The organism is Sphingomonas hominis (assembly GCF_013328205.1).
GTDB classification, from domain to species: Bacteria; Pseudomonadota; Alphaproteobacteria; order Sphingomonadales; family Sphingomonadaceae; genus Sphingomonas; species Sphingomonas hominis.
The window spans coordinates 498,542-511,600 of record NZ_JABULH010000001.1 but is presented as its reverse complement, the minus strand read 5'-3'; the positions used below and the strand labels follow the sequence as shown (position 1 = coordinate 511,600).

Below are 13,059 nucleotides of genomic sequence, written 5' to 3'. Positions count from 1 at the left end.
TTACTTCTCCTGACCGTAATAGCTGCCGAAGCGTCCGCGCCCCGGCTCGAACGACACCGAATTGATGACGAGATGGATGTGCTCGCAGCCGTCGAGCAGATTGACCGCCTCGCGCACGTCCGCCTCGGTGGTGCGGTCGGCGCGCACCACCAGCATGACCTGCCCGACCAGCAGCGCCAGCGTGGAGGCGGGCGAGGCGGCGAGTGCCGGCGGCGTATCAAAGATGATGATCCGGCGCGGGTTCGCCGCCAGCAACCGGTCGAGCACCGCTTCGGTGCGATGCGACGCGAGCAGCTCGGTATCGGCATGCGTGCGCTTGCCCGCAGGCAACAACGAGAGTTGCGGCACGTCGGTCCGCACCACGCAGCTCTCGGGATCGAGCCGCTGATCGGCCAGGATGTCGAGCAGACCCAGGCTGTCTTCCAGCCCCAATCGCTTCATCACGTCGGGTTTGGCGAAATCGCCGTCGACCAGCAGGATTTCGACGTCGCGCTCCGCCGCCAGGCTGATCGCCAGGTTGATCGCGCAGAACGTCTTACCCTCGCCGGGCTTGCCCGACCCGACGATGATCGTGCGCGCGCGGTCCCCGATCGGCCCGGCCGCGATCTCGCGCGCGGTCAGCAGCAACTGTCGCTTGACCAGACGGAACTCCTCGGCGAGCGCGCCGACTGGCGCACCGGGGACGAGCATCCCCGCCTCCGCCAGCATCGTGCGGTCGATCTGCGCCAGGTCGCTCTCGGGCGCTTCCCACTCGTCGAGCCCGTCGTCGTCGGTGTCCGACAGAAACTCCGCCGGAATAGCGGACAAGGTCGGTGACGGCGGCGCCACCGGTATTGGCGCAACGGTCGGCGGCGCGACCGGCTCGTCCGCCTGCGCTCCCGCGTCCGGATAGGCCGGCACCGCGCGACCGCGCAGGTGCGCGCCGAAATCATACACCTTGGCCGCGCGCTCGATCAGCGACTCCTCGGCCGTGGGTTTGGCGTATCGGTTCATGCGGCAAGTCCCCGCTGGAGCATCTCGACGCCGAGCAGCGCCACGTACGCGACGCCCAGCGCGGCGAACCCACCCGCCAGCCACGTCAGCCGGCGACGGCGCAGGTCGGTCTGCTGGCGCGTCACCATCTCGCCGATCGATCCGATCACCGCCATGCCGGTAACCTTCTCCAGCTTCTGCGCGGTGGGGAAGGTGCCCTGCAACTGGCCCAGCGCGAACGCGGCACCGATCCCGGCGATCAGCCCGGCGACCAGCACGCCGGTCAGCAACAGCGGGCGGTTGGGCGCGGTGGGCGTGCGCGGCACCGTCGGCGGATCGATCACGCTGAACTTGACCGCGTCGGTCTGCGACTGCGCCTGGCTGCGCAGGCTCACCTGCTCACGCTGCGCCAGCAACTGGTCGTACTGACCTTTCAGCACATTGTAATTGCGGTCGATCTCGCCCTGCTCGGCTGCCACTGCGGGGTCGCCCGCCAGCTTTGAATTGAGCTGGTCGAGGTCGCCCTGCAACTGCCGCCGGCGCATCTGCAACGCGGCAACCGTCGCCTGCTTGTCCGCCATCATCGCCTGCAACGAGCCATAAGCCGGGTTGGCAATCCCGTCGCCTGCGCCGCCGGTCATCGGCTCGCCGCGCGCCGCCGCCTGTGCCGCGGCGAGCTGTTGCTTGAGCGCGATCACGTCGGGGTGGCCCTCGGTATAGCCGCGCCCGCGCGCATCGATGAGCTGTCCCTGGATCGCCGCCAGTCGCGCGCGCGCCGGTCCGACGCCGGGTGCGATCCCCGCCCCCGGCACCGTGCGCGGCGTCGCCGCCAACTGACCCGACACCGCCGCCATGCTCGACTGCGCCGCGCCCAGATCACCATCGATCTGGCTCAATTGCGCGCGCGTCGCCCCGATCCGGTCGGCAACGGAGCCGGTGCCGGGCAAAGCGCCAAGATAGTTGTTCTGAAACGCCGCCCGCTTCGCTTCCGCATCCTGCAACTTGGTGCCGAGCGCCTGGAGCTGGTTGTCGAGGAACGACAGCGTCTGCGTATTCTGCGATCGATCCGCCGACAGGTTAGTCTCGACGAAGATGTCGATCAGCTTCTGCGTGATCGACGACGCCAGCTTCGGGCTCGACGAGGTCGTGGTGATCTCGAATAGATTGTCCTGCTGCGCGACAATCTTGATCGCGTTCTGCAGACCTGCGACGCGGTCGGCGACGTCACGGTCGCTCGACACGGTTTTCGCCAGATCGGTGCCGCGCACGACCTTTTCCAGGCTCACCGCGCTGGTCAGCGTCTGGCGCACCGTGTCGATGTCGCGCGCGTCGTCGTTCGCGGCCTGCATCGAATCGGCACCCGCCGGCAGCACCGACCGCATCTGCACGAACACGCGTGCCTTGGAATCGTAGCGGCTGGGGATCTGGCTCACCACCAGCCACCCGGCGATGCACACCACCCAGGCAACCGCCAGCGCGATCCAGCGCCGCGTCCAGATCGCATGCACCGCGATCCGCGCTTCCTCGAAGAGACCGCCCACCAGCGTTACCTCAGAACATGCTCTCGGGGATGATGATGACGTCGCCGGGTTCCAGCTTCACGTTCGCGCTGGCATCGCCGTCCTTGAGCAACTTGTTGATCCGCAGCCCATATTCGGTCTGCTTGCCCGTCTTGCGATCGTAGCGGATCAGCCGCGCCTTGTTGCCTGCCGCATATTCACCCAGCCCACCAACCGCGATCATCGCGTCGAGCAAAGTCATGTTGGCGCGGTACGGCAGGCTGGCAGGCTTCTGCGTCGCGCCGACGATGCGGACCTGCTGGCTGAACGTGCCGGAGAAGCTGTCCACGATCACCGAGACGATCGGGTCCTTGATATACTCGCCCAGCGCCAGCTTCATGTCGGCGGCGAGCATCGCGGGCGTCTTGCCGACCGCGGGCATGTCGCTGATCAGCGGCGTGGTGATGCGGCCGTCGGGGCGCACCTGCACCTTGGACGACAGTTCCGGGTTGCGCCACACGAAGATGCTGAGCGAGTCGAGCGGGCCGATGATATATTCCTCGCCCGGCTGTTCCTTGTTCGCCACGAAGGTCGCGGGCGGCAGCTCGGGACGTGCAGCCCCGCCACCGCCGCAGGCGGTCAGCGTCGTGGACGCCATCAACGCTGCGATCAAACCTCTCGAAACACCCGACAAACGCATGCAAACCTCCGTGCGCGCCCGTGCCCCGGCCGGCGGGACTCACGTTCCACCGGCTGGTTGCGCCAGCGGTCAGCTATGCGTTGGAGAGGTGAAGATAGCGTTTAGGAAGCACCCGCCAGCACCTCGGCAGGTGCTGGGTGTCCCAAAAAGGCACTAGGGCTCGCCGTCAGCCCGTACGCGCCCGCGATAAAGATCGCGATCACGTCGCCCACCTCGGCGCGCGGCAGAACGACGCGGTCGGCCAGTCGGTCCAGCGGCGTGCACAGGCAACCGACCACCGACACCGCATCGTCCGCCACTGCCCCCATCCGCCCTGCCACCGCAACCGGATAATTGCGCCGCACAACCGTGCCGAAATTGCCGCTGGCGGCGAGTTGATGGTGCAACCCGCCGTCGACCACCAGGAAGGTCTCGCCGCGGCTCTCCTTACGATCCACCACGCGCGTCAGATACACGCCCGCCTCACCGACCAGCCAACGTCCCAACTCGATCGCGAACACCGTGTCACCAAGCATCGCGCCGCGCCGGTCGAGCGCCTCTGCCAACGCCGTCCCGATCCGCGCCACATGGACCGGCGTGTCGCCCGCGAAATGCGGTATCCCGAACCCGCCGCCCAGATTGACCATCGGCGGTGCGTGCCGGCTCTCCTCCGCCAATCGTCCGGCCAGCGCGACCGTCGCCGCCTGGGTCTCGATCAGCGCGTCAGTGTCGAGCGCCTGCGAGCCCGCAAAGATATGAAACCCGCGCCACTCGGCCCCGTCCGCCACGATCGCGCGCACCAGCGCCGGCACACGCTCGGCATCGACCCCGAACGGCGACGCGCGGCCACCCATCTTCATCCCCGACCCGCGCAACTCCAGGTCCGGGTTCACTCGCACCGCCAGCCGGGGTGCGATGCCCAGTCGCTCACCGATCACGATCGCGCGCCGCACTTCGTTCTCCGACTCGACGTTCAGCGTCACGCCCGCACGCACCGCCGCTTCCAGCTCGACGTCGCGCTTGCCCGGCCCCGCGAAACTGGTCGCGTGCCCCGGCTTGAACGCCAGCACCTCCGCCAACTCACCCGCCGATGCAACGTCGAGCCCATCGACCAGCGGCGCGATGCCGCGCACCAGCGGCGCGTACGGGTTGGCCTTGACCGCGTAATGCAGCCGCACGCCCGCCGGCATCGTGGCACGAAAGCGCGCCACCTGCGCCGCGATCCCGCTGAAATCATACACGAACACGGGCGAGCCATAAGCCGCCACCCATTCCTCCGCGGAGCGCCCGGCAATGCGCAGCATGCCCCGCTGATCGGCAAAGGCAGGCGGGATCGGTCCGATCGGCTTCACGTCGTCGCACTCCTCACCTCGGCGGCGATCCTTGCCCGGTCGAGCTTGCCGTTGGCATTGCGCGGCAGCTCGTCGCGCCACATGATCTCGGCCGGCTGCATATAGGTCGGCAGGTCGCGTTTCAGTCGCGCGCGCAATGCCGCTTCCGCTGCGGCCTCGCCCCTCGCCACCACCACGATCCGCTGCCCCATCCGCGCGTCGGCGACGCCGATCGCCACCGCCTCCCGCACTTCGTCGCCCGCAGTTACCGCTTCCTCCACCTCCTGCGGACTGACGCGGTTGCCCGAGGTCTTGATCATCTCGTCGTCGCGCCCGACGAAGCGCAACAGGCCGTCGGCATCCGCGACCACCGTATCGCCCGACCACACCGCCATCCCGCCCTCGCGCGAGAACGTCGGCGCCGGCCGGAACCGCAGCGCCGTTCGCTCGGCATCGCGCCAGTATCCTTTAGCCACCAGCGGCCCGGCATGGACCAACTCGCCCGCCTCACCCGCCACGGCCGCGCCGCCATCAGCGCGCACCACCATCACCTCGGCATACGGGATCGCGCGCCCGATCGAGTCCGGATGCTCATCCACCAGCGCGGGCGGCAGATAGGTCGAACGAAACGCCTCGGTCAGTCCGTACATGGGGTACAGGTCAGCGCCGGGAAAGCGCGATCGCAGCGCACGCACGATCGCCGGGGTCAGCGCGCCGCCCGAGTTGGTCAACCGCCGCAACCGCGTCGCCGTCTCGGCCGGCCAGTCCGCCTCCAGCACTTGCGTCCAGAGCGGCGGCACGCCCGCGAGCGTCGTTGCCCCCACCCGCTCGACCGCCTTCACCACGTCGCGCGCGGTCAGATAGTCGAGCGGCGCCACCGCCGCCCCCGCGATCCAGGTCGAGAACAGTTGGTTCTGCCCGTAATCGAACGACAGCGGCAGGACGCCAAGCACACGATCGTAGGGCTCTACCCTGAGATAATGCGCCACCGACACCGCACCGAGCCACAGGTTCGCGTGACTCAGCATTACGCCTTTGGGCCGCCCGGTCGATCCGGACGTATAGAGGATCGCCGCCAACGCGTCCGGATCGGCATCCGACGGCGGCAGCGGCTCGCCCGTGCCCGCCGCGACATGCACCGCGACACCGCCGGCCACGTCGCTCGGCTCCAGCGTCGCCGCGCGCGCCTCCTGCGTCAGCAGCAGCACCGCCGCGCTGTCGGACAGGATGTGCGCGACCTGCGCGCGCTTCAGCGCCGGATTGATCGGTACGTGCACCAATCCCGCGCGCGCGGCGGCGAGCGGCATCAGGCACGCCGTGCGCGTTTTCGGCAGCCAGGTCGCGACGCGTGCGCCAGGCTCCGCCACCTGCGCGCGCAACCACCCCGCGAGCTCCGCCACCGTCATCCCGGCTTCGGCGTAGGTCATCGTTCCCGCACGGTCGATCAGCGCGGGCGCGTCAACCGCACCGCGCAGCACGTGGTCGATCGGTCGGGCGTGGCGGTCGAGCGGCACCATGACGCCCTCCATAGCGCGCCCGTTGCGCATTTCACCCCCCGCGCCTATCGCACCGCAGCAAAGAACGGGAGAGAAGCGTGATTCCGGAAGGCACCAACGAGATCGAGAAGACGATCCGCGCGGTCTTGAGCGACGTGCTGAGCCTTTCGCCCGAACGCGTCGCCGCCTTTACGCCCGATACCGGACTGTTCGGCTCGCTGCCCGAACTCGACTCGATGGCGGTCGCGGGCGTGCTGACCGAACTCGAGGATCGGCTCGGCATCGTGATCGAGGACGACGAGGTCGACGGCGAGATGCTCGAAACCTTCGGCGCGCTGACCACGTTCGCCGCCACGAAGATTCTCAACTGAGCGGGCTTCGCTTCGTCGACTATCACTGGCGCGGCGGCCGCGAGGCGATGCTGCGCATGGGCCCCGACACCGGCCCGACGATCCTCGCGCTGCCTGCCTTGTTCGAGGAAGCCAATCGTACGCGCGCGATCCTAAGCGGCGCACTCCGCCGGCTCGCGGACGCCGGCTGGTCGGTGGCGCTGCCCGATCTGCCCGGGCAGGGGGAGAGCCTGGTTCCGACCGACGAGGCCGATCTGGTCGCGTGGCGCACCGCCGCCACGGCCGCTGCCGAGCACCTGCCGCAACCGATTCACGTGCTCGCGGTCCGTGCCGGCGCGCTGGTCGATACGGAGATTGCGGCGGCGAGCCGCTACTATTGGTCACCCATGACCGGGCACGAACTGAAGCGCGAGCTGACGCGTCTGCGCGAGCTAGGCCACGATGAGGACTATGCCGGCAACGACCTGTCGGACGCGCTGCTCGCGCAGCTCCACGGTGCCGAGCCGACGATCACCGCACCTTTGCGCGTGCTCCGGATGGACAGCGATCCGCGTCCGGCCGACGTCCGGCTTCCGGGCGCGGCGCCGTGGCGCGCCAGCGAACCGCCGACCGACAGCTCGCTTGCCGCACTGCTTGCAAACGATGTTGCCGCATGGCTGACCACGTGCGCCGGCTGACCACCTTCGACTGCGATGGCGCCACGCTCGCCGCCACGCTCGACGAAGGCGAGCACGCCACCGGTCTGCTGATCGTCTCCGGCGGCAACGAGGTCCGCCACGGCGCGCACCGTGGCATGGCGATGCTGGCGCAGGCACTCGCCGCGCGCGGCACGCCAGTTTTCCGCTACGATCGCCGCGGCGTCGGCGATTCGGACGGCGACAATCGCGGCTTCGCACACGCTAGCGCCGATCTGCACGCCGCGGTCGCGGCCTTCCGCCGCCTCGCCCCGCACGTGAACCGGCTACACGCCTTCGGCAATTGCGACGCTGCGACCCTGCTCGCGCTCGAAGGACGCAGCGCAGGGATCAATCGCGTGCTGCTCGCCAACCCGTGGACGATCGAGCCGACCGACGATCTGCCCCCTGCCACCGCGATCCGCGCCGGCTACGCGCAGCAGCTACGCGACCCGGCGGAGTGGCGCCGCCTGCTCAGCGGCGGGATCGACATCGGCAAGGCGATCAAAGGCTTGATGAAGATCGCGCGCACCCCGTCGCAACCGAGCACGCTCGCCACCCGGGTGACACAGGCTATCGCAGCCTGGGGCAACGACGCGACCGTCCTACTCGCTCGCGACGACAACACCGCCCGCGCCTTCACCGACGCCGCGCGCGCTCATACCCTACAGACACTGACAATCGACACGTCCTCGCACAGCTTCGCGCGCGCCGCCGACAAGCAGGCGCTTGCCGACATCGTCACGCGCTGGCTGGCGGAATAAGCGGCAGGGTTACTCCGCCGCTTCCTTGAATTCCTCGAACTCTACCGCCGCCAGGAACCGCTCGGCGTCGAGCGCGGCCATGCAGCCGGTTCCCGCCGCGGTCACCGCCTGCCGGTACGACTTGTCCATCACGTCGCCGCACGCGAACACGCCGGGCACGCTCGTCTTGGTGGTGCCGGTCTCGACCGCGATATAGCCGTCGTCGTCGAGTGCGAGGTGACCGCGGAACAGCTCGGTCGCCGGATGATGCCCGATCGCAACGAAGCCTCCATCGACCGCGATCCGCGAATGCTCGCCGGTCTGCGTGTCCTCCAACTCGAGCGCGACCAGCCCCGCATTGCCGCCGCCGTCGACGAACTCGCGCACTTCCTTGTTCCACAGCACCTTGATCGACGGGTGCGCGTGCAGCCGCTCCTGCAGGATGCGCTCGGCGCGAAGCGTGTCGCGACGATGGATCAGCGTCACGTCGTCCGAATGATTGGTCAGGTACAGCGCCTCCTCGACCGCGGTGTTGCCGCCGCCGATCACCGCCACCTTCTTGCCGCGGTAAAAGAAGCCGTCGCACGTCGCGCACGCGCTGACGCCCTTGCCCTTCATCGCCTCCTCGCTGTCGAGGCCGAGCCATTTCGCCTGCGCGCCCGTCGCGATCACCAGCACCTCCCCCTCGTACACGTCGCCGCCGTCACCGGTCAGCCGGAACGGCCGGCTGTCGAGATCGACCTTCACGATCGTGTCCCACATCATCCGCGTGCCGACGTGCTCGGCCTGTTTCTGCATCTGCTCCATCAGCCACGGACCCTGGATCACGTCGGCGAAGCCGGGATAATTCTCGACATCGGTGGTGGTGGTCAGCTGGCCGCCGGGCTGGATGCCCTGCACCACGATCGGCTTCATGCCGGCGCGCGCGGCGTAGATGGCGGCGGTCAGCCCGGCCGGGCCCGAGCCGAGCACGAGCATGCGAGTCGAATGTGTCGTCATGCTTCGCGATGTAGGGCGCGCGGCGCGGCTTGGAAACTGCATGCCGCGACAGCTTCGTTGCGCCCATTCCCAAGTCCTGCTTTGGTCGCGCGCATGACCGACTTCACCTTCCTGCTTCAGCCCGACCGGGGCCAGCCCGCGCGCGACATCCACGTCGTCCACCCCGACCGCTACGAGGCATGGGCGGCCGAACAGAACCCGCGCACCCGCGCCGCGCTCGCCGCCAATCGCGTCGTCGGCAAGGCACGCAACCGCGCGGTGCTGCCCGGCGACGAGGCGGATGACTGGTCGATGCTGCTGGTCTGCAACGAGAGCCTCGACTCGCCATGGCGCATCGCCTCGCTCGGCGACGGCCTGCCCGAGGGCACCTACCGCCTCGTCGGCAACGCACCGGTCGGCGCGGCCGGGCTCGGCTGGCTGCTCGCGCAGCACCGCTTTACTCGCTACCGCACGGGCGAGCCCGTGCCGCACCGCGTCCTGCTGACCGACGATCATGCCGGGATCGAGCAGACCGTGCGCCTCGCGCGCGCTACCGCCTGGGTGCGCGACCTCGTCGATACCGGCGCCAGCGACATGGGCCCTGCCGAGTTGCAGGCCGAGGCCGCCGCGCTCGCTGACCGCCACTCCGCCACGCTCGCGGTCACCAGCGGCGACGCGCTCAAGACCGGTTACCCGATGATCCACGCGGTCGGCCGCGCCGCCGCTGACCACCGTGCACCGCGCCTGATCGAACTCGAATGGGGCGACACCAGCCACCCCCGCGTCGCGATCGTCGGCAAGGGCGTGTGCTTCGATTCGGGCGGGCTCGACATCAAGCCGTCGGCCGGCATGCGGCTGATGAAGAAGGACATGGGAGGCGCCGCGCACGCGCTCGCGCTCGCCAGCCTGGTCATGCAGGCTGGCCTGCCGATCCGCCTCCACCTGCTGATCCCGGCAGTGGAAAATGCGATTTCCGCCGACGCCTTCCGCCCCGGCGACGTGCTGGCGACGCGCAAGGGCGTGACGGTCGAGAACACCAACACCGACGCCGAAGGCCGCCTGATCTTAGCGGACGCGCTGACGAAGGCGGGCGAGAGCGACCCCCAACTCATCATCGACTTCGCGACGCTGACCGGTGCCGCACGCGTCGCGCTCGGCCCCGACCTGCCCGCTACCTTCGTCAACGACGACGCGCTCGCCGCCGATCTGTTCGCCGCCGGCGACGCGATCAAGGACCCGCTGTGGCGATTGCCGCTATGGGACGGCTACGACGCCATGCTCGCGTCCGACGTCGCCGACATGGTCAACGCGCCCGACGGCGGGTTCGCGGGCGCCGTCACCGCCGCGCTGTTCCTGCGTCGCTTCGTCGCGGCCGATACGCCCTGGGCGCACCTCGACACGTTCGCGTGGCGCCCCGCCGCGAAGCCGGGGCGCCCGAAGGGCGGCGAGGCATACGGCCTGCGCGCCGCCTTCGAACTGCTGCGGCGCCGCTACCCCACCTGAGGCGTCAGTCAGCCGCGGCGATGATCGGCACGAACTTCGCCGCGGTCAGGCTCGCGCCACCGACCAGCGCACCGTCGACGTCGGAGACGTGCAGCAGCTCGCGTGCATTGTCGGGCGTCACCGATCCGCCGTAGAGAATGCGAAGGCGGTCAGCCACGTCGCCGATCATCGCGCGCAGCTTGGCGCGGATCGCCCCGTGCATCGCGGCGACATCGTCCGCGGTCGGCGTCCGCCCGGTACCAATCGCCCATACCGGCTCGTAGGCGATCGCACACCAGTCGCCGCTCGCGCCCTCAGGTAGCGATCCCGCCACCTGCGCCGTCACCACCGCTTCCGCCCGCCCCGCCTCACGCTCGTCCAGCGTCTCGCCGACGCAAACGATCGCCTGCATGTCCTGCCCGCGCAGCGCCTCCGCCTTCGCCTTCACGTCGGCATCCGTCTCGCTCTGGTCCGCGCGCCGCTCCGAGTGACCAACGATCGAGAAGCGCGCGCCGGCTTCCTTCGCCATCGCGGCCGAGATGCAACCAGTATGCGCGCCCTTGTCAGCGGCGTGGACGTCCTGCGCACCGATCATCAGCGCCGGCACCCGCGACACCGCCGGCGCGATCAGCGTCGACGGTACCGCAACCGCGACATCAACGCCCGCGTGCGACTCAGCCGCCTCGGCGATCGCATCCAGCTCCGACAGCGCGCCGAGGCTGCCGTTCATCTTCCAGTTCCCCGCCACCAATTTGCGCCGCGTCATCGCCATCCTCCCCACGTTATCGTTCAACTAAGCGAGCGCGATAGCGACCGCCGTCGCCCACCGCTACGCCCGCCTGCCATTGCCACTCGGCGGAGCGGTGCCTAAAGCCGCCCGGTTTCATCGTCACCACGGCTCCTGGTTCATGCTCAGCTTCTTCCGCCGCATCGTCAATTCAAAGGCCGGCGTGTTCATCACGCTCGCGCTGCTCGGCATCATCGCGCTGTCGTTCGCGGCCGGCGACGTGACCGGGCTGTCGTCGGGCGGCGGCGGCCTGCTGGGCAGCCCGGTGGTGACGGTCGGCGGCACCAGCGTCACCGCCGCAGACGTCCGCAAACGCGCGGAGGACGAGGTCCGCTTCGCGCAAACGCAGCAGCCCGGCTTCGATCTGGCGCAGCTCGTGCAGCTCGGCGGTGTCGAGTCGATCGTCGATCGCCTCGCCAACGCGATCGGGCTCAACAAATTCGGCGAGGACCAGGGCCTGCGCGTCAGCCGCGCGCTGATCGGCAGCGAGATCAAGAACATTCAGGCGTTCCAAGGCCCCACCGGCCAGTTCGACCAGGCAACCTACGAGCGACTGATCGCGCAACGCGGCCTGACCGACGCGCAGGTCCAGACCGAGATCGCGCGCAGCACGATGACGCAGTTCCTCGTCACGCCGACGGTCGGCGCCAGCCAGGTGTCGCAGAAGCTCGCGCTCCCCTATGCCTCGCTGCTGCTCGAGCGCCGCCAGGGCCAGATCGCGTTGATCCCCGCCGCCGCGGTGCCGGCCGGTCCCTCGCCGACCGACGCCGAGGTGCAGAAATTCTACGCCGGCCACCTGCCACGCTACACCGTGCCCGAACGCCGCGTGGTGCGCTACGCGATCGTCACGCCCGACAGCGTCAAGGCGCAAGCCACCCCCTCCGACGCCGAGATCCAACAGGCGTATAACGGCAACGCCGCCGCCTATCGTCCGCGCGAGCAGCGCACCGTCAGCCTCGTCACCGTGCTCGACCAGAAAGCCGCCGACGCACTCGCCGCGAAGGTCAAGGGCGGCACCGCGCTCGCTGCCGCCGCGCGTGCCGCGGGGCTCGAGCCGCGCAGGATCGACAAGGCGGACAAGGCCGCACTCGCCGGCCAGACGTCGGCACAGGTCGCCGACGCGCTGTTCGCCGCGCAGAAGAGCGCGGTCGTCGGTCCGCTCAAGGGCGCGATCGGCTTCGTCGTTGCACAAGTGAACGACGTGACGCAGGTACCCGGCCGCTCGCTTGTCCAGGCGCGCGACGAGATCGTCGCCACGCTGACGCGCAGCAAGACGACCGACGCCTTGTCGCAATTGCAGAACAAGATCGACGACGCGCTGGCCGACAACGCCAACATCAACGAGGTCGCCAACGACCAGAAGCTAAGCGTCACCGCGACCAAGCCGCTGCTCGCCTCGGGCATCGACCCCGACGACGCCGCGACCAAGCCCGACCCACGCCTCGCGCCGATCATGCAGGCCGGCTTCGCCGCGGAAGAAGGCGACACGCCGACGATCGTCGCGCTCGGCACCGATGGTGGCTTCGCACTGGTCGGCCTCGACCGCATCGTCCGCGCGGCACCGCGCCCGCTCGCGCAAGTCCGCGCACAGGTCGCAAAGGACCTGGTGGCCGAGCGCCAGCGCAACGCCGCCCGGCAGATTGCGTCGCAGGCGCTGGCGAAGCTCAACAAGGGCACCGATCTCGCCACCGTGCTCGGCCAGACCGGCGTGCGTGGTCCCGCACCGCAGCGCATCGACACCACGCGCGCGCAGTTGAACGCCAATCAGCGCGGCGTCGAGCCGACGCTCGCGCTGCTGTTCTCAATGCCGCAGGGCAGCGCGCGCATGCTGCAGGCACCGAACAACGCCGGCTGGCTGCTGCTCAAGCTCGACCGGATCACGCCGGGCGACGCGCGCGGCAAGCCGGGTGTCGTCGCGGCGACGCGCGCCGACCTCGGCCGCGTCATCGGTCAGGAATATGCGCAGCAATTCACCCGCGCCGCGGTCGACGCGGTGGGCGTGAAGCGCAAGCCCGACGCGCTCGCCGACCTCAAGCGCGAGCTGACGGGCCAGGGCGGCAACCAGTAA

General features: G+C 69.4%; 12 protein-coding genes. 5 read left to right on the top strand and 7 right to left on the bottom strand.

Annotated elements, in window-relative coordinates:
* The 5 genes from HRV97_RS02580 to HRV97_RS02560 form a co-directional block, all read right to left on the bottom strand.
* On the bottom strand, positions 1–993 hold the full coding sequence (locus HRV97_RS02580) for an AAA family ATPase (protein WP_174192114.1): 993 nt from the start codon (positions 991–993) through the stop codon (positions 1–3).
* On the bottom strand, positions 990–2,513 hold the full coding sequence (locus HRV97_RS02575; protein WP_174192113.1) for an XrtA system polysaccharide chain length determinant: 1,524 nt from the start codon (positions 2,511–2,513) through the stop codon (positions 990–992). The genes HRV97_RS02580 and HRV97_RS02575 overlap by 4 nt, the downstream gene beginning before the upstream one ends.
* A 10-nt stretch (positions 2,514–2,523) precedes the next feature.
* Positions 2,524–3,171: an XrtA/PEP-CTERM system exopolysaccharide export protein gene (locus HRV97_RS02570; RefSeq protein WP_174192112.1), complete on the bottom strand. Its 648-nt coding sequence runs from the start codon at positions 3,169–3,171 to the stop codon at positions 2,524–2,526.
* A gap of 101 nt (positions 3,172–3,272) precedes the next feature.
* A complete protein-coding gene (locus HRV97_RS02565; RefSeq protein WP_174192111.1) occupies positions 3,273–4,502 on the bottom strand; it encodes a pyridoxal-dependent decarboxylase, exosortase A system-associated in 1,230 nt (409 codons plus the stop codon).
* Entirely contained in the window at positions 4,499–5,998 is a 1,500-nt protein-coding gene (locus tag HRV97_RS02560) for an AMP-binding protein (RefSeq protein WP_174192110.1), read from the bottom strand. The genes HRV97_RS02565 and HRV97_RS02560 overlap by 4 nt, the downstream gene beginning before the upstream one ends.
* 77 nt (positions 5,999–6,075) lie before the next feature.
* Between HRV97_RS02560 and HRV97_RS02555 the strand changes: the two genes are divergently transcribed.
* From HRV97_RS02555 to HRV97_RS02545, 3 genes are read left to right on the top strand one after another with little or no spacing between them, the layout of a single operon-like run.
* Complete coding sequence (locus HRV97_RS02555) at positions 6,076–6,348, top strand: phosphopantetheine-binding protein (protein ID WP_174192109.1); 273 nt, start codon at positions 6,076–6,078, stop codon at positions 6,346–6,348.
* A 56-nt stretch (positions 6,349–6,404) separates the two neighbouring features.
* Positions 6,405–7,004, top strand: a complete 600-nt coding sequence (locus HRV97_RS02550; RefSeq protein ID WP_174192108.1) for an alpha/beta hydrolase family protein — start codon at positions 6,405–6,407, stop codon at positions 7,002–7,004.
* A complete protein-coding gene (locus HRV97_RS02545) occupies positions 6,980–7,765 on the top strand; it encodes a hydrolase 1, exosortase A system-associated (RefSeq protein ID WP_223176547.1) in 786 nt (261 codons plus the stop codon). Before HRV97_RS02550 ends, HRV97_RS02545 begins: the two co-directional genes overlap by 25 nt.
* Positions 7,766–7,774: 9 nt before the next feature.
* Here the strand turns inward: HRV97_RS02545 and trxB are convergent, their stop codons facing one another.
* The gene (gene trxB / locus HRV97_RS02540; protein ID WP_174192107.1) at positions 7,775–8,743 is read right to left on the bottom strand and encodes a thioredoxin-disulfide reductase; all 969 of its coding nucleotides are present in this window, start codon (positions 8,741–8,743) and stop codon (positions 7,775–7,777) included.
* A gap of 93 nt (positions 8,744–8,836) precedes the next feature.
* Between trxB and HRV97_RS02535 the strand changes: the two genes are divergently transcribed.
* Positions 8,837–10,225 (top strand): leucyl aminopeptidase family protein, encoded by a 1,389-nt coding sequence (locus HRV97_RS02535; RefSeq protein ID WP_174192106.1) that lies wholly within the window; start codon positions 8,837–8,839, stop codon positions 10,223–10,225.
* Positions 10,226–10,229: 4 nt separating this feature from the next.
* Here the strand turns inward: HRV97_RS02535 and tpiA are convergent, their stop codons facing one another.
* Positions 10,230–10,970: a triose-phosphate isomerase gene (gene tpiA, locus HRV97_RS02530; RefSeq protein WP_174192105.1), complete on the bottom strand. Its 741-nt coding sequence runs from the start codon at positions 10,968–10,970 to the stop codon at positions 10,230–10,232.
* Positions 10,971–11,112: 142 nt separating this feature from the next.
* Between tpiA and HRV97_RS02525 the strand changes: the two genes are divergently transcribed.
* Positions 11,113–13,059, top strand: a complete 1,947-nt coding sequence (locus HRV97_RS02525) for a SurA N-terminal domain-containing protein (RefSeq protein WP_174192104.1) — start codon at positions 11,113–11,115, stop codon at positions 13,057–13,059.